The 22,303-nt window shown below is 64.5% G+C and carries 19 protein-coding genes; 15 read left to right on the forward strand and 4 right to left on the reverse strand.

What is annotated here, in order from left to right:
* The first annotated feature begins 59 nt into the window (after positions 1 to 59).
* From secA to urtE, 7 genes are all read left to right on the forward strand, one after another.
* Positions 60 to 2,822, forward strand: a complete 2,763-nt coding sequence (gene secA / locus ACN9M3_RS07530; RefSeq protein ID WP_426169347.1) for a preprotein translocase subunit SecA — start codon at positions 60 to 62, stop codon at positions 2,820 to 2,822.
* A gap of 165 nt (positions 2,823 to 2,987) precedes the next feature.
* Complete coding sequence (locus ACN9M3_RS07535) at positions 2,988 to 4,097, forward strand: porin (protein WP_426321541.1); 1,110 nt, start codon at positions 2,988 to 2,990, stop codon at positions 4,095 to 4,097.
* A gap of 92 nt (positions 4,098 to 4,189) precedes the next feature.
* Positions 4,190 to 5,389 carry an urea ABC transporter substrate-binding protein gene (gene urtA, locus ACN9M3_RS07540; RefSeq protein ID WP_426172143.1) on the forward strand — a complete coding sequence of 400 codons (1,200 nt, stop codon included), beginning with the start codon at positions 4,190 to 4,192 and terminating at the stop codon, positions 5,387 to 5,389.
* Between the two features lie 63 nt (positions 5,390 to 5,452).
* Entirely contained in the window at positions 5,453 to 7,021 is a 1,569-nt protein-coding gene (gene urtB, locus ACN9M3_RS07545; protein WP_426172145.1) for an urea ABC transporter permease subunit UrtB, read from the forward strand.
* Positions 7,018 to 8,130: an urea ABC transporter permease subunit UrtC gene (gene urtC / locus ACN9M3_RS07550; RefSeq protein ID WP_426169352.1), complete on the forward strand. Its 1,113-nt coding sequence runs from the start codon at positions 7,018 to 7,020 to the stop codon at positions 8,128 to 8,130. The genes urtB and urtC overlap by 4 nt, the downstream gene beginning before the upstream one ends.
* Positions 8,127 to 8,906: an urea ABC transporter ATP-binding protein UrtD gene (gene urtD, locus ACN9M3_RS07555; protein ID WP_426169354.1), complete on the forward strand. Its 780-nt coding sequence runs from the start codon at positions 8,127 to 8,129 to the stop codon at positions 8,904 to 8,906. The genes urtC and urtD overlap by 4 nt, the downstream gene beginning before the upstream one ends.
* 7 nt (positions 8,907 to 8,913) lie before the next feature.
* On the forward strand, positions 8,914 to 9,612 hold the full coding sequence (gene urtE, locus ACN9M3_RS07560) for an urea ABC transporter ATP-binding subunit UrtE (RefSeq protein WP_426323708.1): 699 nt from the start codon (positions 8,914 to 8,916) through the stop codon (positions 9,610 to 9,612).
* Here the strand turns inward: urtE and ACN9M3_RS07565 are convergent.
* Both ACN9M3_RS07565 and ACN9M3_RS07570 read right to left on the reverse strand, forming a co-directional pair.
* Positions 9,590 to 10,525 carry a response regulator gene (locus tag ACN9M3_RS07565; protein WP_426169356.1) on the reverse strand — a complete coding sequence of 312 codons (936 nt, stop codon included), beginning with the start codon at positions 10,523 to 10,525 and terminating at the stop codon, positions 9,590 to 9,592. The genes urtE and ACN9M3_RS07565 overlap by 23 nt on opposite strands.
* Positions 10,509 to 13,856: a hybrid sensor histidine kinase/response regulator gene (locus tag ACN9M3_RS07570; protein WP_426321544.1), complete on the reverse strand. Its 3,348-nt coding sequence runs from the start codon at positions 13,854 to 13,856 to the stop codon at positions 10,509 to 10,511. Before ACN9M3_RS07570 ends, ACN9M3_RS07565 begins: the two co-directional genes overlap by 17 nt.
* Positions 13,857 to 13,953: 97 nt before the next feature.
* Between ACN9M3_RS07570 and ACN9M3_RS07575 the strand changes: the two genes are divergently transcribed.
* The 8 genes from ACN9M3_RS07575 to ureG are packed head-to-tail and all read left to right on the forward strand — an operon-like array spanning position 13,954 to position 19,765.
* Positions 13,954 to 14,787 carry a nickel transporter gene (locus ACN9M3_RS07575; protein ID WP_426321546.1) on the forward strand — a complete coding sequence of 278 codons (834 nt, stop codon included), beginning with the start codon at positions 13,954 to 13,956 and terminating at the stop codon, positions 14,785 to 14,787.
* 11 nt (positions 14,788 to 14,798) lie between these two features.
* Entirely contained in the window at positions 14,799 to 15,641 is an 843-nt protein-coding gene (locus tag ACN9M3_RS07580) for an urease accessory protein UreD (protein ID WP_426169363.1), read from the forward strand.
* Between the two features lies 1 nt (position 15,642).
* Positions 15,643 to 15,945, forward strand: a complete 303-nt coding sequence (locus ACN9M3_RS07585) for an urease subunit gamma (RefSeq protein ID WP_426169365.1) — start codon at positions 15,643 to 15,645, stop codon at positions 15,943 to 15,945.
* Between the two features lie 7 nt (positions 15,946 to 15,952).
* Positions 15,953 to 16,270, forward strand: coding sequence for an urease subunit beta (locus ACN9M3_RS07590; RefSeq protein WP_426169368.1), 318 nt, complete (start codon positions 15,953 to 15,955; stop codon positions 16,268 to 16,270).
* Complete coding sequence (gene ureC / locus ACN9M3_RS07595; RefSeq protein ID WP_426321549.1) at positions 16,270 to 17,970, forward strand: urease subunit alpha; 1,701 nt, start codon at positions 16,270 to 16,272, stop codon at positions 17,968 to 17,970. The genes ACN9M3_RS07590 and ureC overlap by 1 nt, the downstream gene beginning before the upstream one ends.
* 13 nt (positions 17,971 to 17,983) lie before the next feature.
* Positions 17,984 to 18,475 (forward strand): urease accessory protein UreE, encoded by a 492-nt coding sequence (gene ureE, locus ACN9M3_RS07600; protein ID WP_426169373.1) that lies wholly within the window; start codon positions 17,984 to 17,986, stop codon positions 18,473 to 18,475.
* A 2-nt stretch (positions 18,476 to 18,477) separates the two neighbouring features.
* Positions 18,478 to 19,137: an urease accessory protein UreF gene (locus tag ACN9M3_RS07605; protein ID WP_426323710.1), complete on the forward strand. Its 660-nt coding sequence runs from the start codon at positions 18,478 to 18,480 to the stop codon at positions 19,135 to 19,137.
* A gap of 10 nt (positions 19,138 to 19,147) precedes the next feature.
* Positions 19,148 to 19,765, forward strand: a complete 618-nt coding sequence (gene ureG / locus ACN9M3_RS07610; protein ID WP_426169375.1) for an urease accessory protein UreG — start codon at positions 19,148 to 19,150, stop codon at positions 19,763 to 19,765.
* Here ureG and ACN9M3_RS07615 read toward each other — a convergent pair.
* Both ACN9M3_RS07615 and ACN9M3_RS07620 read right to left on the reverse strand, forming a co-directional pair.
* A complete protein-coding gene (locus ACN9M3_RS07615) occupies positions 19,762 to 21,738 on the reverse strand; it encodes an ATP-binding protein (RefSeq protein ID WP_426321552.1) in 1,977 nt (658 codons plus the stop codon). The genes ureG and ACN9M3_RS07615 overlap by 4 nt on opposite strands.
* 145 nt (positions 21,739 to 21,883) lie before the next feature.
* A complete protein-coding gene (locus ACN9M3_RS07620; RefSeq protein ID WP_426169381.1) occupies positions 21,884 to 22,291 on the reverse strand; it encodes a hypothetical protein in 408 nt (135 codons plus the stop codon).
* Between the last annotated feature and the right edge of the window lie 12 nt (positions 22,292 to 22,303).

The following is a 22,303-nucleotide window of genomic DNA, read 5'->3' on the forward strand; positions in this document are numbered from 1 at the left end:
GAACGCATGATAAAATCACGCACTTTTGCCATTGGCGGACCCGAGGAAGAATTTAAGAAATGTCCTTACTGACCCAGATTTTCGGCAGCCGCAACCAGCGTCTGCTTAAGCAATACCAAAAAACGGTAAAGGCGATCAACGCCCTGGAGCCGGAGTTTGAAAAGCTGTCGGATGCCGAGCTGCAAGCGAAAACGCCTGCCCTCAAGGAACGCGTTGCCAATGGCGAATCGCTGGACAACCTGCTGCCGGAAGCCTTTGCCGTCTGCCGCGAAGCTTCCAAGCGCGTGTTCAAGATGCGCCACTTCGACGTCCAACTGATCGGCGGCATGGTATTGCATTACGGCAAGATCGCCGAAATGGGCACCGGTGAAGGCAAAACCCTGACCGCGACCCTGCCAGCCTACCTGAATGCACTGTCCGGCAAGGGCGTGCACATCGTGACCGTCAACGATTACCTGGCACAGCGCGACGCCGAGACCATGGGCAAGCTGTACCGCTGGCTGGGCCTGTCCTGCGGCGTGAACTTGTCGCAGATGCCGCACGCCGACAAGCAGGAAGCCTACGCGTCCGACATCACCTACGGCACCAACAACGAATTCGGTTTCGACTACCTGCGCGACAACATGGTGTTCGAAGCCAGCGAGCGTGTGCAGCGCACCCTGAATTTCGGCATCGTCGACGAAGTGGACTCGATCCTGATCGACGAAGCGCGTACCCCGCTGATCATCTCCGGCCAGGCCGAAAACCACACTGACCTGTACCACAAGATCAACCTGGTGCCGCCGCAACTGACCCTGCAAGTCGGCGAAGAAACCGCGGACGGCAAAGGCAAGATCGAAATCCCTGGCGACTACACCAAGGATGAAAAAGCGCACCAGGTGCTGCTGACCGAAGCCGGCCACGAAAAGGCCGAAGCGATCCTGACCAAGATGGGCCTGCTGCCGGAAGGCGCTTCCCTGTACGACTCCGCCAACATCACCCTGGTGCACCACCTGTACGCTGCCTTGCGCGCGCACGTGCTGTACTTCAAGGACCAGCACTACGTGGTGCAGAACAATGAAGTGGTGATCGTCGACGAATTCACCGGCCGCCTGATGACTGGCCGCCGCTGGTCCGACGGCCTGCACCAGGCAGTCGAAGCCAAGGAAGGCGTCAAGATCCAGAACGAGAACCAGACCCTGGCCTCGATCACCTTCCAGAACTACTTCCGCATGTACGGCAAGCTGGCCGGCATGACCGGTACCGCCGACACCGAAGCCTACGAATTCCAGGAAATCTACGGCCTGGAAACCGTGGTGATCCCGCCGAACCGTCCGTCGCAGCGCAAGGACCGCCAGGACCAGGTGTACAAGTCCAACGCCGAAAAGTACAACGCGATGATGCTTGACATCCGCGACTGCTACGAGCGCGGCCAGCCAGTGCTGGTAGGTACCACCTCGATCGAGAACTCCGAACTGCTGTCCAGCATCCTGGACAAGGCCAAGCTGCCGCACAACGTGCTGAACGCAAAACAGCACGCCCGCGAAGCTGAAATCATCGCCCAGGCGGGTGCGCCGAAAGCCATCACCATCGCCACCAATATGGCCGGCCGTGGTACCGACATCGTCTTGGGCGGCAGTATCGAAAAGATGATCCAGATCATCGAAGCCGACCCGGAGCTGAGCGATGCAGATAAAGCCGCCAAGGCGCAGCACCTGCGTTCCGGCTGGCAGTCGCTGCACAACCAGGTGGTGGCGGCAGGCGGCCTGCACATCGTCGGTACCGAACGCCACGAATCACGCCGCGTCGACAACCAGCTGCGTGGCCGTTCCGGCCGCCAGGGCGACCCGGGCTCTTCGCGCTTCTACCTGTCGCTGGACGACCCGCTCCTGCGCATCTTCGCCGGCGACCGCGTGCGCGCGATCATGGACCGCCTGAAGATGCCGGAAGGCGAACCGATCGAAGCGGGCATCGTGTCCCGTTCCATCGAATCCGCGCAGCGCAAGGTTGAAGCCCGCAACTTCGACATTCGTAAGCAGCTGCTGGAATACGACGACGTCGCCAACGACCAGCGCAAGGTGATCTACTCGCAGCGCAACGAACTGCTGGAAGCGACCGACATTTCCGAAACCATCATGAACCTGCGCCATGGCGTGTTCACCGACGTGGTGCGCACCTATGTGCCGGAAGAATCGGTGGAAGAGCAGTGGGACATCCCTGCGCTGCAGAAGACGCTGGCGCAAGAGTGGATGCTCGAGGTCCCGCTGGTCGAAATGATGGAGAAGGAAAGCAGCATCACCGACGACGACATCGTCGAACGTGTGATTGCCGCAGCCGATGCCGCATATCAGGCCAAGGTCGATATCGTGTCGAAGGAAGCCTTCGGCGGCTTCGAGCGCAATGTCATGCTGCAGTCGGTGGACACCCACTGGCGCGAGCACCTGGCAGCGCTGGATCACCTGCGCCAGGGCATCCACCTGCGCGGCTACGCGCAGAAGAATCCCAAGCAGGAATACAAGCGCGAAGCGTTCGAACTGTTCGGCACCATGCTGGACATGATCAAGAACGACGTGATTCGCATGGTGATGATGGTACGCATCCAGTCGCGCGAAGAAGTCGAGGCAGCGGAAGCGGCCATGAACCAGTCGCACGTCGAGAACGTCCACTACCAGCACGCCGACTTCAACCCGAACGCGGCGCCGGAAGAACTGCTGGCGCCGACCGCCATGCCGGCCGGCGAGCTGGACGCGGCGATCAGCCAGGGTTTCAAGGTCGGCCGCAACGACCCATGCCCATGCGGCAGCGGCAAGAAGTTCAAGGCTTGCCACGGCAAGCTGGCTTAAGCCTGAAAGCCCCCAACTAACGGCCCGGCCGCGCAAGCGCCCGGGCCGTTTTGTTTTGTGACGCCAATCAGCAACTACGTCACTTGACGTATGGGCCATCGCGTTCAGCCTCTTTACCCTGTTCACAAGCAGCAACACTTTCAAACTTGTGACAAGAGGACTGGCATGCAAACGATGATCAAGCTCTCCGTATTACTCAGCGCAGCCGTGGCGTCGTTGGCGCACGCGGGCGCCACCATTCCCATCGGCGAAGACAAGTCCATCAGCGTAGGCTTTGGAGCGCGTGGCAGCTTTACCAGCGAGAAGGACGGAGCGCCGGACGGGAGCTCGCGCTCGAACGACTTCAACCTGGACAGCGCGCGCCTGTTCTTCGGCGCCTCCCTGAACAAGAACATCAAGGGCATGCTGAACACAGAATGGGATGGCGACCAGATCCGGGTGCTGGATGCTGTCGCGCAGTTTGCCTTTTCGCCGGAGTTGAATATCTGGGCCGGCCGCCTTTTGTCGCCGAGCGACCGTGCGAATATGGCCGGTCCCTATTATTCGCTCGGTGGCGGCTACTGGGCGGGCGTGGCTTCGCGCTACGGCTACAACGGCGGCATCTTCCGTGGCCGCGATGACGGCGTGGTGGCCTGGGGTAATGCGGCCGAGGGCAAGCTCGGATACTCTTTCGGCGCGTTCGAGGGCCACACCTTCGGCATCGGCAGCCTGACGCAGAAGGAGGCCAAGGCGGCAGGCATCAAGGCCGACGACAGCCTGATGTATGCGGGCCGCGTGCAGTACGACTTCTGGGATGCCGAGCCAGGCTACTACGGCACCGGCAACTACCTCGGAACCAAGGATATCCTGGCCATCGGCCTGGCAGGCCGCTACCAGAAGGATGGTGTGCTGACCATCGCCAAGACCGGCGACTACAAGGCCTGGAACCTGGACTTCCTGCTGGAGAAACGCATCGGCGCCGGCGCGGTGTCGGTGGAAGCAGCCTACTACAACTACCGCAACGGCGACGTCATCCTGGCGGAACAGGGCAAGGCGTGGTCGACCGGCCTCGCTTACGTATTCAACCTGGCGCCAGGCCAAGGCAAGCTGCAGCCTTTCGTCCAATTCCAGAAGTTCAAGCCTGATAACAACATCGACGTCAAGCAGTCGGACATCGGCCTCAATTACATCATCGATGGCTACAACGCGCAGTTGAGCGCCAAGTATTCGAAGACAGAGACCGTTGCCGCCGCCGACCAGTCGAAGTTCGTCGTCGCGCTGCAAGTCCAATACTAAGCACCATCCTTCCACTATCAGAAGAGGTAACCATCATGCAAACTCGCCGTCATTTCATCGCCTCCCTGACCCGCATCGCGGCGGCTGCCGCCATGTTGGGTGGCAGCTTCGCGGCGTACGCTGCCGATACCATCAAGGTCGGCATCCTGCACTCGCTGTCCGGCACCATGGCGATTTCCGAAACGTCGCTGAAGGACGTGGCCTTGATGGCCATCGACGAAATCAACGCCAAGGGCGGGGTGCTGGGCAAGAAGCTGGAGCCGGTGGTGGTCGATCCGGCGTCGAACTGGCCGTTGTTCGCCGAAAAGGCGCGCCAGCTGGTAGCGAAAGACAAGGTGGCCGCCGTGTTCGGCTGCTGGACTTCGGTATCGCGCAAGTCCGTGCTGCCAGTATTCAAGGAGTTGAACGGCCTGCTGTTCTACCCCGTGCAATATGAAGGGGAAGAACTCGAGAAGAATGTGTTCTATACCGGCGCGGCGCCGAACCAGCAGGCGATTCCCGCGGTCGAATACCTGATGAGCAAGGAGGGCGGCGGGGCCAAGCGCTTCGTACTGCTCGGCACGGACTATGTGTACCCGCGCACCACCAACAAGATCCTGCGCGCATTCCTGAAGAGCAAAGGCGTCAAGGACAGCGACATCGAGGAAACCTACACCCCGTTCGGCCATTCGGATTACCAGACCATCGTCGCCAATATCAAGAAGTTTTCGGCCGGCGGCAAGACCGCGGTGATCTCGACCATCAATGGCGATTCCAACGTGCCCTTCTACAAGGAGTTGGGCAATGCCGGCCTGAAGTCAACGCAGGTACCGGTCGTCGCCTTCTCGGTGGGTGAAGAGGAACTGCGCGGCGTGGATGCCAAGCCGCTGGTCGGCCACCTCGCCGCCTGGAACTATTTCGAGTCCGTCAAAAATCCGGTGAACGATGCCTTCATCAAGAAATGGAAGGCTTATGCCGTTGCGAAGAAGCTGCCGAACGCGGCGACCGCGGTGACCAACGACCCGATGGAGGCAACCTATGTCGGCATCCATATGTGGGCGCAGGCCGTGGCGAAGGCGAAGTCCACCGATACCGACAAGGTGATCGCGGCAATGGGCGGCCAGTCCTTCAGCGCGCCATCCGGATTCACGCTGACCATGGACCCGAGCAACCATCACTTGCACAAGCCGGTGATGATCGGCGAAATCAAGGCTGACGGCCAGTTCAGCGTGGTGTGGAAGACCAGGGAACCGATCCGCGCCCAGCCCTGGAGCCCGTTCATTCCGGGGAACGAAGGCAAGCAAAAGCTGTAAGCCGTGATGCCGGCGGCTGCTGCGCGCAGTCCGCCGGACTTGATTACTGGAGACTTCCCCATGATGTATTCCGCTGTGCGCCGGCTGCTGGCTGGCATTGCGCTTTACCTGCTTGCCGGGGCCGCGCCGGCGGCCATTGCGCCAGCCATGCTGCAGCCGCTGGCTGGCGACGATCCCGACGCGCGGGTGGCGGCAGTCGCTGCCATCGGCGCGCTCGGCACGCCGGAAGCGGCGGACGTACTGCGTGCTTTGAAGGACGATGCCTTGTACCTTTTGCCCGACGGGCGGGTGGCCAGCCTTGCGCCGTCGGCGCCAGCGCCAGAAGGTGCGTCGGTCATTGTCGTCAATAACCGCCTGCGCGCCGCCATCGAGACGGCCCTGTCGGGCATGGATCTGCTGGCACCCGGGACGGCACAGCGCCTGGCGGCCGCGCGTGCCTTGCTGGGCCAGGAATTGGACCCGGCCCAGGTGGCGCTGGTGCAGCGCGCCCTGCAGGGTGAGCAGGACGGGCAAACGCGATCGGCGCTGCAACTGTTGCTGGCCCTGGCCAGCTTGCAGGCGCCGCAGGCTGGCGAACGTGCCGCAGCCGCGCGCCAGTTGGGTGAACTGGGCGGCAGCGCGCAGCGCGCGCCGCTGCAGGCCAGGCTGGAGCAGCCATCCGCCGAATCTGATGCCGCCGTTCGCCTGGCGCTAACGGACGCCGTGAAGGCGATCGACGCCAGGCAAGCGCGCACTGAGCTGGTCGGCAACCTGTTTTATGGCATGTCGCTGGCCAGCGTACTGCTGCTGGCGGCATTGGGGCTGGCCATTACCTTCGGCCTGATGGGCATCATTAATATGGCGCACGGCGAATTGCTGATGATCGGCGCCTATACGACTTACCTGGTGCAATCGCTGTTCCGCCACTACTTGCCGCAGGCGGTCGAGCTGTACCTGCTGGCGGCGCTGCCTGCTGCATTCGCCGTGGCGGCGCTGGTGGGCATGGCGCTGGAACGCACGGTGATCCGCTGGCTGTACGGACGCCCGCTGGAGACCTTGCTGGCGACCTGGGGCATCAGCCTTGTGCTGATGCAGGCCGTGCGCACCCTGTTCGGCGCGCAGAACGTGGAAGTGGCCAATCCGGCCTGGATGTCGGGCGGCATGACGGTACTCGGATCGCTCGTGCTGCCTTACAACCGCATCGCGATCATCGTGTTTGCCGTGCTGGTGACGGCCGGCGTCTGGCTGCTGCTGAATGGCACCCGCCTGGGCCTGTTCGTACGTGCCGTCATGCAGAACCGGCGCATGGCGGGCTGCGTTGGCGTGCCGACAGGCCGCATCGACATGCTGACTTTCGGGCTGGGCTCCGGCATTGCGGGGCTGGGGGGCGTAGCCTTGTCGCAGCTGGGAAATGTGGGGCCGGACCTCGGACAGTCCTACATCATCGATTCGTTCATGGTGGTGGTGCTGGGCGGCGTCGGCCAACTGGCCGGCACCGTGATTGCCGCCCTGGGGCTTGGTGAAGCCAACAAATTACTGGAGCCGGTGGCGGGCGCCGTCCTGGCCAAGATCGCCATCCTCGCCTTCATCATCATCTTCATCCAGCGCCGGCCGCAAGGGCTGTTCGCTGTCAAAGGCAGGAGCGTTGAATGAACAAGCTGTTTTCCCGCCGCGCCTGGTGCGCTCTCGCGTGCCTGGTGGTGCTGGCAGCCTTGCTGCCGGCATGCAACCTCGCCTTCGCGCCTGGACATGCGCTGCATGTGCCGGATTACCTGGTCGGGCTGGCCGGCAAATTCATGTGCTATGCCATGGCGGCGCTGGCGCTCGACCTGGTGTGGGGCTACACCGGCATCCTGTCGCTGGGCCATGGCCTGTTCTTTGCCTTGGGCGGCTATGCGCATGGCATGTACCTGATGCGCGCCATCGGCCGCGACGGCGTGTACCAGAGCGCTCTGCCCGACTTCATGGTCTTCCTCGACTGGAAGGAGCTCCCCTGGTACTGGGCCATGACGGACAGTTTCTGGTACTGCCTGGCGCTGGTGGTCCTTGTGCCGGGCGCGCTGGCCTTCGTGTTCGGCTACTTCGCTTTCCGTTCGCGCATCAAGGGCGTGTATTTTTCCATCATTACGCAAGCCCTGACGTATGCCTTCATGCTGCTGTTCTTCCGCAACGATACCGGCTTCGGCGGCAACAACGGTTTCACCGATTTCAAGCGCATCCTCGGCTACAGCATCACGGCGCCGGCCACCAAGGCAGTGCTGTACCTGGCGACACTGGGGTGCCTGGTGGGCGCCCTGCTGCTTTGCCGCTGGATCGTGGCCTCGCGCCTTGGCCGTGTGCTGCAGGCCGTACGCGATTCGGAAGCGCGCCTGATGTTCATCGGCTATAACCCGCTGTGGTTCAAGCTGTTTGTCTGGACCCTGTCGGCAGTCCTGTGCGCGATTGCCGGCGCGCTGTACGTACCGCAAGTGGGCATCATCAATCCGTCGGAAATGTCGCCGGCCAACTCGATCGAAATGGTGGTCTGGGTGGCGGTCGGAGGGCGCGGCACTTTGCTGGGCGCGATCCTCGGCGCTTTCACCGTGAATGGCCTGAAAAGCTGGTTTACCGCTGCCTTCCCGGACCTGTGGCTGTTTGCCCTCGGGCTGTTGTTCATCCTGGTGACGCTGCTGATGCAGAAAGGCCTGCTGGGACTGCGCCTGCCGCGGCGCCCCCGACGCGCTGCACCGGCGCCTAGGCAGGAACTGGAGGAGGTGGCATGAAGGTCGCGCAAGACAATCGGCTGGACACCAGCCATGGCGCCATTCTCTACCTGGAGGACGTGACGGTCGAATTCGACGGTTTTCGCGCCCTGAACAAGCTCAGTCTCGATATCTCCGTGGGCGAATTGCGCTGCATTATCGGCCCCAATGGCGCCGGCAAGACCACGATGATGGATGTCATCACCGGCAAGACGCGCCCCAGCTCCGGCAGCGCATGGTTCGGCCAGCGCCTCGATTTGTCGGCGCTGACGGAATACCAGATCGCGCAAGCCGGCATCGGCCGCAAATTCCAGCGGCCTACGGTCTTCGATTCGCACACGGTATTCGAGAACCTGGAGCTGGCCATGAAGATGGACAAGCGCGTGCGGCCCACGCTGTTCGCGCGCCTGGGCGGCGAACAGCGCGACAAGATCGACGCCATCCTGCGCCAGGTCCGCCTGGAAGGGCAGGCGCAGCGCCAGGCCGGGCTGCTCTCGCACGGCCAGAAGCAATGGCTGGAAATCGGCATGCTGCTGATCCAGGATCCCCAATTGATCCTGCTCGACGAGCCGGTGGCCGGCATGTCCGACGCCGAAACGGCGCGCACCGCGGAATTGCTGGATGAATTGCGCGGCAAGCATTCCATCGTAGTGGTGGAGCACGATATGGGCTTCGTGGCCGAAATCGCCCAGGGCGGCAAGGTGACGGTGCTGCACGAAGGCGCGGTGCTGGCGCAGGGGCGCATGGACGAAGTGCAGGCCGATGAACGGGTGATCGAAGTCTACCTGGGACGCTAGGACGATGATGCTGCAAGCCGAAAACCTGAACCAGTATTACGGCTCTTCCCATACCTTGCGCGGCGTCTCGCTGCAGGTGGCGCGCGGGGAGTGCCTGGCGCTGCTGGGCCGGAATGGCGTGGGCAAGACCACGCTGCTGAAATGCCTGATGGGCGTGCTGCCGGTGGCTGGCGGCACCGTGCAACTCGCCGGGCGCGACATCACGCGCCTGCCGCCCCATGCGCGCGCGGCGGCCGGCATTGCCTATGTACCGCAAGGCCGGGAAATCTTTGCACGCCTGACGGTGGAGGAGAACCTGCGCATGGGAATGGCCAGGCTGCCGCGGCGCGAGGCTGCGAACATCAGCGGTGAAGTCTTCGAGCTGTTTCCCGTGCTGAAGGAAATGCTGCAGCGGCGGGGCGGAGACCTGTCCGGCGGCCAGCAACAGCAGCTGGCCATTGCCCGCGCCATGCTGCAACGGCCGCAGGTGCTGATCCTGGATGAACCGACCGAAGGCATCCAGCCGTCCATCATCAAGGATATCGAACGCGTGATCCGGCTGCTGCGCCAGCGCGGCGACATCGCCATCCTCCTTTGCGAACAGTACTTCGATTTCGCCCACGCACTGGCCGACCATTTCGTCGTGCTGTCGCGCGGCGAAGTGGTGGCGGCCGGCAGCCAGGCGCAGATGGCGAGCGACGACGTTACCCGCCACCTGTCGGTCTAGAGGACACCGCCAGCGCGGCCGCGGCAGTGCGCGTCTCCACGCCCAGTTTCGCAAACACATGCTCCAGGTGCTTGTTGACGGTACGGGGACTGGTGCCGAGGATGTCGCCGATGTCGCGGTTGGTCTTTCCCTTGCTGACCCAGTGCAGCACTTCGGCTTCGCGCTGGGTCAGGCGGTGCCTGGCCATCAGCGACTGCACCAAGGCGTCGTCCGCCTCCTCCCGCAGCACCACGCTCCACTGGACCGCTTCGTCCGCCTCGCCAAGCGTGAAGATCAGGCGCCGCGTGCCTTGGGCGATGACCAGTGCGGCCGCTTCCTCGCCGGCGGAGCGTGCCCGCACGGCGCGTTGCAGCCAGGGCGATACCTGCGGCGGCAGCGTTGATTTCGCCTGGGCCGGGAAGTAGATGTCCAGCCATTGCCGCGCCAGCGGGGTTTGCCAGATGATGCGTTCTTCCGGATCGACCGCCAGCACGGCGTGGCCGAAGGCGTCGAGGGCGCTGCGGGCCTGGCTCACCAGGCGTGCATTCTGCGTGTGGGCGCGGATGCGCGCCAGCATCTCGTTCTGTCGCACCGGCTTGGTGACATAGTCGCTGCCGCCGGCCTGGAATGCCGCCACCACATGTTCGCTCTCCGTCAGCCCCGTCATGAAGATCACCGGGATGGCGCGGGTCTGCAGGTCCGCTTTCAGGCGGCGGCAGACTTCGAAGCCGTCCATGCCGGGCATGACCGCATCCAGCAGCACGACGTCGGGCACCAAGGCATTGGCCTGTTCCAGTGCGGTGGCGCCATTGTTGGCGACTACGACGGAATACCCCGATTCATCCAGCGCGTCGTGCAGCACGGCCAGGTTTTCGGGCATATCGTCAACTACCAGCACCAGTTGGCCTGGTGGGCGCTCAATCGTTTGTGGCATGGGATGCTCCCTGTTCGAGCAAGCGCGCCATCGCTTCCAGTTCGAAGCGCTGCGCGTGGTCTCGCATGATGTCGACAAAATGCCGGTACGGTTCGCCGAGCGCGGCGATGACGTCCAGCTGCTGCTTGATGCCGCGCATGTAGCCGGCCTTGACCTGGGCGCGCAAGGGAGCAAGCTGGGCGGGCGAGGGCAACTGCGGTCGGCCGGACGGCGAGGCGCTGGCGGCTGCCGTTTCCGGCGCCAGCCAGTCCAGCTGCAAGCGGCGCCCGATCCAGTCCAGCAGTTCGGCCAGTTGCACCGGCTTGGTGAAAAAATCGTCGGCGCCAATGCCGGCCGGGTTGGGCAAGCCCTTGTCGTAGGCATTGGCCGAGACGATGCCGATCGGCACCGTACAAGCGTGTTCGGTGCGCAGCAGGTGGCTGGCCTCCCAACCGTCCATGCCAGGCATGGCCAGGTCCATCAGGATCAGGTCGGGAGCGAAGCCGGCGTAACTTTGCAGGCACTCCTGGCCAGAGGCGGCCTGACCGACGATGAAGCCGAGCGGCGTCAATATGTCCGCCAGCAGCTCGCGGTCATTGCGGTCATTGTCGACCACCAGGATGCGGCGGCGAGCTCCGGCGTACCCGTTGCGCTGGAGCGGGGCGGTATCGGGCTCCGGCGCCTCGGCGTGCAAGCGTGGCAGCAGCAGGCGCACGCTGAAGACACTGCCTGTGTCCGGCGCGCTGCGTACTGTCAGTTCGCCGCCCATCAGCTCCGTCAGCAGTTTACTGATCGGCAGGCCGAGACCGGTGCCGCCGCAGTTGGCGGCATCGCCGGCGCTGCCGCGCGCGAAGGGCTCGAAGATGCGTTCCAGCTCGTGCTCCAGGATGCCGGGGCCGCTGTCCTCCACTTCGAAATGCGCCATGTCGCGCTGGTAGCGCAGTCGGAAGACAATACTGCCCTGGCTGGTGAACTTGACCGCATTGCCGAGGATGTTGATCAGGATCTGGCCGAGCCGCTTGCGGTCCGCGCGCACCACCGCCGGCAGGCTGCCCTGCACCTCGTAACGGAAGGCCAGCCCCTTGCTGGCGGCCTGCTGTTCGAACATCTGCACCAGCTGCGCGACGAAGGTGGCGAAATCCAGCGGTCGCAGGTCGACGCTCAGGCGGCCGCCTTCGATGCGGGCGATGTCGAGCGTGCCTTCGATCAGTGACAGCAGGTGCTCGCCGCTGCCGCGGATGACACGGATGGCCTGCTGCCGGTGCGGCGGCATGGCCGGGTCGTTCTGCAGCAGTTGCGCATAGCCGAGGATGCTGTTGAGGGGAGTGCGGATCTCATGGCTGATGCCGGCGATGTAGCGGCTCTTGGCCTGGTTGGCCTGGTCGGCCAGCTTCCGCGCCTGCTGCGCTTCTTCCTGCGCCACGCGGCGCCCTTCGCGGTTCAGTACCAGCCACCAGGCGACGATGGCGCTGACCAGCAGCAGCGCGCCGAAGATCTTGAGGAAGGCCAGGCGCAGTGGCGCCAGCAACTGCGCCTGCCCGGCTTGCACCAGGGCCGCTGCCTCATGCAGGTAGAGCAGTCCTAACAGGCCAGCCAGGAAGAGCAGGGTCAGGGTCATGAGGAGCAGGTAGTAGCCCAGCCCGCTGACCAGGTAAGGCCAGGCCGACCTGGGCAGCAGCCAACGCATCGCTGCCTGCCATTGCACGGCAAGGCGCGCGTGCGGCTTGCATGCATCATCGCAGCGCGCGTCGAGGCAGCAGCAGAGCGAGCAGATCGGCCCCTGGTAGGCTGGGCAATGCGCCATGTCTTCCGCTTCGTAGTCCTTCTCGCAAATGCTGCAGGTATTGCTGTGCGCCGCAGCCGCCTGGCGCGCAAGGTAATAGCGGCCGCCGGTGAGGTAGGCAATGGCCGGCGCGGCGGCGAAGGCCGTGGCGAGCGCGATGAAGGCTGAAAAGGCGCGGGCCGTGGCGCCGAACAGGCCGGTGAAGGCGGCCACTGACAGCAGGGAGGCCAGCAGCATGGCGCCGACGCCGACCGGATTGATATCGTACAGGTAGGCGCGGCGGAATTCGATGCCGGCCGGGCTCAGCCCGAGCGGCTTGTTGATGACCAGGTCGGCCACCACGGCGGCGATCCAGGCGATGGCGATATTGGAGAACAGGCCGAGCACCTGGTCCAGCGCCTGGAACACGTTCAGTTCCATCAGCAGCACGGCAATCAAGGCATTGAAGCAGGCCCACACCACGCGCCCGGGATGGCTGTGGGTCAGGCGCGCGAAGAAATTCGACCAGGCCAGCGAACCGGCATAGGCATTCGTCATATTGATCTTGATCTGCGACACCACCACGAACACCACCGTGGCCAGCAAGGCCAGGACCGGGCCTGCGCCGACCAGGCTGAACCCGGCCAGGTACATGTGGGTCGGGTTGACCGCCTGCGCCAGGCTGGCGCCGCCTTGCAGCGCGAGCAGTGCGAGCAGGGCGCCGGCCAGCATTTTCAGGGCGCCGACCACGGTCCAGCCAGGTCCCGCGGCCAGCACGCCAAGGTGCCAGCGCAAACGCTGCTTTCCGGGCGGCGGCATGAAGCGCAGGAAGTCGACCTGTTCGCCGATCTGCGGGATCAGGGCCACGCCAACGGCGGTGGCGGCGCCAAAGGCCAGGGTGTTGAAATGGGCATTGGCCGGATCGCTGCCGGAGAACTGGAGCAATTGGCCGGGAAGGTCTGGGCGCTTGCAAGCGATGGCGACGAAGGGCAGCGCCATCAGCAGCAGCCAGAGTGGCTGGCTCACCATCTGGATGCGGCTGATCAGGGTCACGCCATGCGTTACCAAGGGGACCACCGCCAGGGCGCTGGCCAGGTAGCCGAGCCACAGGGGCAGGCCGAAATACAGTTCCAGCGCGTAGGCCATGATGGCCGCTTCCAGCGCAAACAGGATGAAGGTAAAGGAAGCGTAGATGAACGATGAAATGGTGGAGCCGATGTAGCCAAAGCCGGCGCCGCGGGTCAGCAAGTCCATGTCCACCCCGTGGCGCGCCGCGTAATAGCTGATCGGCAGGCCGGTCAGGAAGATGATCAGGCTGACAGCCAGGATGGCCCAGAAGGCGTTGATAAAGCCGTAGTGCACGGCCAGCGTGCCGCCGATCGCTTCCAGCACCAGGAAGGCGATCGCACCAAAGGCGGTATTGGCGACGCGAAAAATGGACCATTTGCGAAACGCGCGTGGCGTGAAGCGCAGCGCGTAGTCTTCGATGGTTTCATTGGCAACCCAGGTGTTGTAGTCGCGCCGGATCTTGACGATGCGCTGAACCGTTTTGGTGCGTGGGCTTTCCAGGTTTGGTGCAGGCGTGTTCATGGGTTTGCGGGATTCGTGCTGGCTACTGCATTAATGCAATTACTATGCCCATCTGAACCCCTGTTTCAACTGGTATGCGTCTTGCTTATTGAGGAGCATGGCCGATACCCTTCCCGACAATTTGATTGGACTTTGTTTGCTGGTGCTCAGCCTTGGCTTGAGGCACGGCTTCGACGCTGACCACCTGGCGACGATCGACGGGCTGGCCCGCTGGAACATGGCGGCACGGCCACGCCTGGCGCGCCAGTGTGGCGCCTGGTTTTCCCTGGGCCACGGCGCGGTCGTCATGGCCATCGCGGTGGCGCTCAGCACACTGGCGGGGCACTGGCAGCCGCCGGCCTGGCTTGAGCTGTGCGGCGCCTGGGTCTCGATCGCCTGCCTGATCGGCCTGGGACTGTTGAATGTGCAGGCGCTGCTTGGCGCGCCTCGCGGGCAGATGGTCGCGCCGGCGGGCTTGAAAGGCCGCTTCCTGGGACGGCTGGCCGCCGCATCGGGACCGGGCGGGGTGGCACTGGTGGGCGCCTTGTTCGCCTTGTCGTTCGACACCATCAGCCAGGCCAGCCTGTTTGCCGTGGCAGCCACCGAGTTCGGCGGCTGGCGGGATGCATTGTTGCTGGGCGTGCTGTTTACGCTGGGGATGCTGGTGGCCGATGGCGTGCATGGGGTCTGGATTGCGCGCCTGCTGCGCCGTAGCGGCGAGACGGCAGTGCTGGCCTCGCGCATCATGGGCTGGGTGGTGGCCGGCCTGAGTTTCCTGGTGGCGGGTTTCGGCGTGCTGAAGCTGTCATCGCCGGCCATCGGCACATGGAGCGATGGCAAGCAGCTGGCCCTCGGTGCGGCACTGGTGGCATTGCTGGCCGGCAGCTTCCTGATGGCCGTGGCCATGGCGCGGCTGCGCGCGGCTGCGCGTACCGACGCCTCCCTCGGATAGTGGTGGCCGTCATGCGCATGGACCTTCCCGCTGCCGCCCTTTCTCCCGCGTCGTGGCGCGCCAGCCTGGCGCTGGGCTATGCGCGCGCTGGCGCTGCAACGCGGCTGGTGCAGCGCGCTCACAGCGGTCCCTTGCGCGTGCAAAAAGCCCTCTATCCGGAAGGGGAAGCCGTCTGCCACAACATCTTGCTGCATCCACCGGCTGGCATTGCGGGCGGTGACGAGCTATCCATCGACATCACGGCCAGCGCCGGATCGCATGCCCTGCTGACCACGCCGGGCGCCGCCAAGTGGTACCGCGCCAATGGCAAGCCGGCGAGGCAGCGGGTCAGGATCGTGGCTGGGCCGGATGCGCGCGTGGAATGGCTGCCGCAGGAAACCATCTTCTTCGATGCCACGGATGCGCATCTGGCGCACGAGGTCGACCTTGCCGCCGGCGCGCGCTACCTTGGCTGCGACGTCCTGTGCTTTGGCCGCAGCGCCAGCGGCGAGCGCTATGCGCGCGGCACGGTGCACCAGCACCTCGAGGTGCGCCAGGCCGGACGCCTGCTGTGGTGGGACCAGGGCGTGCTGCACGGCGGCAGCAGCGCCATGCAAAGTCCGCATGTACTGGGTGGCGCGACGGTCTGCGCCACCTTGCTGGCAGCGGGACGTGCCGCCGACGCTGCGCTCCTTGCGCAGTTGCGCGCGCTGGATCCGGCGCTGGGCGCGAGCGCGCTCAAATCCGTGCTGGTGTTGCGCTACCTGGGCCACGATGCCGAACAGGCGCGCAAGCTGATGGCGCTGGCCTGGCAAACCATGCGCCCGTACTGGATGGAGCGCCCTGCAACCGAACTCCGGATATGGAATACCTGATATGGATCTCTCTCCACGCGAAAAAGACAAACTGCTGCTGTTCACCGCCGCGCTGCTGGCCGAACGCCGCCGCGCGCGCGGCCTCAAGCTCAATTACCCGGAAGCCGTGGCCCTGATCAGCGCGGCCATCCTGGAGGGAGCGCGCGACGGCAAGACCGTGGCCCAGCTGATGGCCGAGGGCGCCCAGGTGCTGGCGCGCGACGAGGTGATGGAGGGCGTGCCCGAAATGATCTCCGACATCCAGGTCGAAGCAACCTTTCCCGACGGGACCAAGCTGGTCACCGTCCACCACCCCATCGTCTGAGGACGGCATGATACCTGGCGAATACCTGCTTGAAGAAGGCGACATCACCCTCAACGCCGGCCGCGCCGGCTGCACCTTGGTGGTGGCCAATAGCGGCGACCGGCCGGTGCAGGTCGGGTCGCATTTCCATTTTTTCGAGGTCAACGCGGCCCTGCAGTTCGACCGCACGCAGGCACGCGGCATGCGGCTCGATATCGCCGCCGGCACCGCCGTGCGCTTCGAGCCCGGCCAGCGCCGCACGGTGCAGCTGGTCGCGCTGGCCGGCACGCGCCACGTGTACGGCTTCAACGCCCTGGTGATGGGCGCATTGGACGGGGAGGGATAATGGCCCGGATTTCGCGCCGCGCCTATGCGGAAATGTTCGGGCCGACCACGGGCGACCGCCTCCGCCTGGCCGACACCGAACTGTTTATCGAGATCGAACATGACTACGCCATTCCCGGCGAAGAAGTGAAGTTCGGGGGCGGCAAGGTGATCCGCGACGGCATGGGACAATCCCAGTTGCCGCACCGGGACGTGATGGACACGGTGATTACCAATGCCGTGATCCTCGACCACTGGGGCATCGTGAAAGCCGATATCGGCCTGAAAGACGGCCAGATCGCCGCCATCGGCAAGGCCGGCAACCCGGACATCCAGCCGGGCGTCACCATGGCCATCGGCGGCGCCACCGAGATCATTGCGGGCGAAGGCATGATCGTCACCGCCGGCGGGGTCGACACGCACATCCATTTCATCTGCCCGCAACAAATCGAAGAAGCGCTGGCGTCGGGGGTGACCACCATGATCGGCGGCGGCACCGGGCCAGCCGTCGGCACGGCAGCCACCACCTGCACGCCCGGCCCGTGGCACATCCACGCCATGCTGGCGGCGGCAGACGCCTTCCCCATGAACCTGGGCTTCCTGGGCAAGGGCAATGTAAGCCTGCCGCGCCCGCTGGAAGAGCAGGTCGAGGCGGGCGCCATTGGTTTGAAGCTGCATGAGGACTGGGGCAGCACACCGGCGGCGATCGACAATTGCCTGTCGGTGGCCGACCGCATGGACGTGCAGGTCGCCATCCATACCGACACGCTGAACGAGGGCGGCTTCCTGGAAGCGACGCTGGCGGCGTTCAAGGACCGTACCATCCACACCTTCCATACCGAAGGAGCGGGGGGTGGCCATGCGCCGGACATTATCGCGGCGGTTGGCCAGTCGAATGTGCTGCCCTCGTCCACCAACCCGACCCGCCCATTCACCGTCAACACGCTGGACGAGCACCTGGACATGCTGATGGTGTGCCACCACCTGGACGCCGCCATCGCGGAAGACGTGGCATTTGCGGAATCGCGCATCCGCCGCGAAACCATTGCGGCCGAAGACATCCTGCACGACCTGGGGGCGATCTCGATGATGTCGTCCGACTCGCAGGCCATGGGGCGGGTGGGAGAAGTCATCATGCGCACCTGGCAGACGGCGCACAAGATGAAAGTGCAGCGCGGCCCGCTGCCCGGCGACGACAGACGCAACGACAACACGCGCGTCAAGCGCTACGTGGCCAAGTACACCATCAATCCTGCCATCGCCCATGGCATTTCGCATGTAGTTGGCTCGCTTGAAGTGGGCAAGCTGGCCGACCTGGTGCTGTGGCGGCCGGCCTTCTTCGGCGTCAAGCCGTCCCTGGTGCTGAAAGGCGGCATGATCGCCTGTGCCCAGATGGGCGATCCCAACGCCTCGATTCCCACGCCGCAGCCCGTATACATGCGCCCGATGTTCGGCGCCTTTGGCGGCGGCTTGAAAAAGTCGCTGACTTTCGTGTCGCAGGCGGCGTTCGAGGCGGGCGTGGCGCAACGCCTCGGACTTGCCAAGCGCGTGGTGCCGGTGCGCGCCACCCGCCAGCTGCGCAAAGCCGATATGGTCCACAACGGCGCGACCCCGCACATGGAGGTCGACCCCGAAACCTATGAAGTGCGCGCCGACGGCCAGTTGCTCGTGTGCGAAGCCGCGCCGGTGCTGCCGATGGCGCAGCGCTATTTCCTGTTCTGAGAAAGCGAAGACCATGCAGACCCTGCACACCAAACTGGCCGCCGCCGACCGCGTCGACGGTGAGCTGGTACTGACTTACGACCAGCGCGAGAAGTGCCGTCAGCGCGCGCGCCTGGTGTCGGGCGAAGAGATCGCCCTGTTCACTGCGCGCGGCACGGTGCTGCGCGAGGGCGACCTGCTGACCGGTGAAACCGGCTTCGTGGCGCGCGTGCACGCGGCTGCGGAGCCGGTGTACACCGTGCGCGCCGCCGATGCCCACGGTCTGCTGCGCTGCGCCTTCCACCTTGGCAACCGCCATAGCCAGGTGGAGGTGGGCGACGGCTTCCTGCGCATCCGCGTCGATCCCGTGCTGCGCGATATGCTGGCCGGGCTGGGTGCGATTGTCACGGAAGACCTGGCGGCCTTCGAGCCGGAGGCCGGCGCCTATTCCGGCGGGCATGGGCACGGCCACCCGCTGGCCCCGGTGCCGTTGCGGCAGAAGATCCATCGTCCTGCGGACGCATGAGGATGGAAGCGAAGGCGCTGCTGCATCTGCTGCAATTCGCCAGCCCGGCGCTGCCGGTTGGCGCCTACAGCTATTCGCAAGGCCTGGAGGCGGCGCTGGAGGATGGCAGCGTGCACGATGCGGCCACGGCGCGCGCCTGGATGAGCAGCATGCTGCACGAAGTGCTGGCGCGCTGGGACGCGCCACTGTTCTGGCGTCTGCTGCGCGCCCACGCGGCAGGCGATGCGGCGGCTGCAGCGTGCTGGGCCGAGCGCTGCCTGGCCTCGCGCGACACGGCGGAACTGCGCGCGGAGTCGGTGCAGATGGGCTTTTCGCTGGCGCGCCTGCTGGCCGAACTGGAGCTGGCGCCGGCCGCCGAAGGCGAGGAAGCCTATCTCGCCGCGCTGGCCCGGGCCGTGCATGCGCTGAGCGTGCCGCACGAGGCGGCGCTGCTGGCCATGCTGTTCGGCTGGGCCGAGAACCAGGTGCTGGTGTGCGTCAAATCCATCCCGCTCGGGCAGGTGGCTGGCCAGCGGCTGCTGCTGTCGCTGCGACCCGAGATCGAAGAAGCGGCCCGTATTGCGCAAGCGCTGGACGATGCGGACATATCCAACTGGGCGCCCGGGCTTTCCCTGCTGTCGATGCGGCACGAAGTGCAGCACGGCAGGCTTTACCGTTCATAAAGGAATTACCATGGCATCCAATCCCCTGCGCGTCGGCATCGGCGGCCCGGTCGGCTCCGGCAAGACCGCCCTGTGCGAAATGCTGTGCAAAGCGATGCGCGACAATTACGACATGGCTGTGATCACCAATGACATCTACACCCGCGAAGACATGGAGATCCTGCTGCGCGCACAGGCGCTGCCGCCGGAGCGCTTGATGGGCGTGGAAACGGGCGGCTGCCCGCACACCGCGATCCGCGAGGACGCTTCGATCAACCTGGAAGCGATTGCACGCTTGCAGGCGGATTTCCCGTCGCTCGACTTGATCCTGGTCGAATCCGGGGGCGACAATCTTGCCGCGACCTTCAGTCCGGAGCTGTCGGACCTGACCTTGTATGTCATCGATGTGGCGGGCGGCGAAAAGATTCCGCGCAAGGGCGGGCCCGGCATCACGCGCTCCGACCTGCTGATCATCAACAAGACGGACCTGGCGCCGCACGTAGGCGCAGACCTGGACATCATGGCGCGTGACGCCGCACGGCAGCGGGGCGAACGCCCTTTCGTGTTCACCAATTTGCGCAGCGGGCAGGGCGTGCAGGAAGTGGTTGGCTTCATTCGCGAACAGGGTTTGCTGGGCATGCCGCGCTAGTCCCTTTGCGGTGAGCTGGCCGGCAGCGAGATGCGAACCGTGGCTCCCTCGCCGGGGGCCGACTCGATCCCGATGCGCCCGCCCATCACGCCGGTGACGATGTTGTAGACGATGTTCATGCCAAGGCCGGTGCCGCCACTGCCCATTTTGGTAGTGAAGAATGGATCGAAGACTTTGCGCTGGACTTCTTCCGACATGCCGGCGCCATCGTCGCGAAACACGATTTCGACCTGCCCGTCTTCGACAGTACGGGCGGATAGTCGGAGGTGGCCGCTGGTGCGGCCTTCAAAGGCGTGCATCAGGGCGTTGTTGATCAAGTTGTTGAAGACCTGGTACACGCTGCCCGGATAAGAATCGAGTTCCAGTTCCGGGGGCACGTCGACTTCCATCTGGATTGCACTGCGGCGCAGGCGCGGCATGTAGGTCGCGGCGGTGTCGAGCGCGACTGCCTGCAGGCGGAAGCGGCGGCGCTGGTCGTTGGTCTGGTCCACGGCAATCTGCTTGAAGGAAGCGATCAGGGACGCTGCTTTCTCGAGCGAACTGGAAATCAGGCCGCATGCAAGCTGTACCTCTTCCAGGTGATGATTCAACGTAGAGCGCCGCACCGAGCCGTCAGCCACCGACAGTTTGAATTCCTTCACGCGGTCGTCCAGCGCGGTGGAGGCCAGCAGGCTGTTGCCGATCGGCGTATTCAATTCATGCGCGATGCCCGCCACAAGCGAGCCGAGGGAGGCCATCTTTTCAGCTGCGATCAGGTCGTGCTGGGTGCGCTGCAAGGTCTCCAGCGCATGCGACAGGTCGCGATTTGCCTGCTCCAGCGCGGCTGAGCGTTCGCGCACCCGCGACTCCAGTGCATCGTTCAATTCGCGCAATTGCTGCTTGGCCTTCATCTCCTGCGTCAGGTCCAGCAAAGCCCAGATGATGGCGTGCTTGCCGTCCAGGAGCAGCGAGGACGACCAGATCGCCACCTGTCCCGGCCCGCCGTCAGGCAGCATCACATCGGCCAGCTCGCCGCGCACCACGCCATGCAGGCGGTACTCGTTCCAGATGCGCTGGCGCTCGTTGGGCGAGGCCCAGAACGTCACTTCATCCGAACGCCTGCCAATCAGTTCGTGCAGCGGCGTGCCGAAGGTGCGAGCCAGGGCCTGGTTGGCGGCGATGATGCGGCCTTCCTGGTCCGATACCGACAGCGGCAGCGGGGTCATGTCGAACAGGGTGCGGAAGCGTTCTTCGGATTCGCGCAGGCGACGCTGCGATTCTTCGAGCTGGGCGATGCGTTCGCGCAGCGCGGCGCTCATGAGGTTGAGCGAATGCGTTACCACTTCCAGTTCGTCGCCGCCGCTCTCGGGCAACTGGCTGAACTGGCCTTCTGCCAGATGTTCCGAGTGGCGCGCCAGGGCAGCGAGGCGTTTGCCGACGCCGCGCGTCATGGCGAAGAACAACAGCAGGGCCAGTGCGAAACCGAGCAGGGCGATCAGGCCGCCCTGGCGCAGCACGTCGTCGCGCGCTGTTACAAGGTCGACGGTGGAAAGGCCGAAGTGCAGCATGCCCACCTGGTTATCCTTCAACAGCAGCGGCGCTTGCGCGTGCAGCAGGTTGCCGTCGACAGAGGTGCGCACGCCGCCGCCCAACTGGGCCTGGCGCAGCGCTTCCGGCATGAAGTCTGGCCGCTCGCCCGCTTCCAGCACCGTTTCGCCGGAAGCATCAAGGATCACGATATAGCGCAGGAAGCTGTCGCGCGGGTCGGACAGCATTTCCGACCAGTAGCTGCGCAATTCGCCCAGGTGGCCGCTGCTGGCATAGGGCGTCAGCGTGAGGTTGAGGTTGATGGCATATTCGTGGGCAACGCGGTCGGCATTGCGGCTGACGGCGTTGGTCATCAGGCGCAAGCTGTTGCCGATCAACAGGGCCACCACCACGGCCTGGACGAAAGCGCTCAGCAGCAGGAATTTCGCGCGCAGCGAAAGCTTCAAGTTATGCCCCCCAGCTTTGTTGATTTTTGATTATCGGGACATTGTATCCCTTCATTAGTGAAAGTTGCCGAAATTTAAAAAAAACGCCGCCCGGCTGTTGCGGGGCGGCGTTGGCGCGTAGCAGGCGCAGTAACGGTGCTTCGGCTTATGGCAGGGTCAGGATGACCTTGACGCTGTCGTCGACAGCCGATTTGTCGATGTAGCCGATGGCTTTCGGATCGTCCGCCACGGCTTTTTTCACCTCGGCGTTGGACTTGAATTCCTTCGGTGGCGTGGCCTTGCCGGTAAATACCAGCTTGGACCAGATGGCTTTCACCTGGGCAGGGTCCTTTTCGGCGACTTTCTGGTAGAAGTCGGTGCGGATCTTGGAGCCTTCAGCCTGGTCCACCGGGGTGAACATGGCCGATTTGCCGAGGAAGAACTGGGACGCCTGTTCCGAGAACATGCGCGAGGCCGGATTGTCCTTGTTGACGATCACGACGATTTCGGCCGAAGCAGGCAGGGCTGCGGCAGCCAGTGCCGAGGCGAGGAGGGCGCAGAGGATTTTTTTCATGGCCGTAGCTCC

The sequence above is a fragment of the Pseudoduganella sp. R-43 genome (genome assembly GCF_049913255.1).
Lineage (GTDB): Bacteria > Pseudomonadota > Gammaproteobacteria > Burkholderiales > Burkholderiaceae_D > Rugamonas.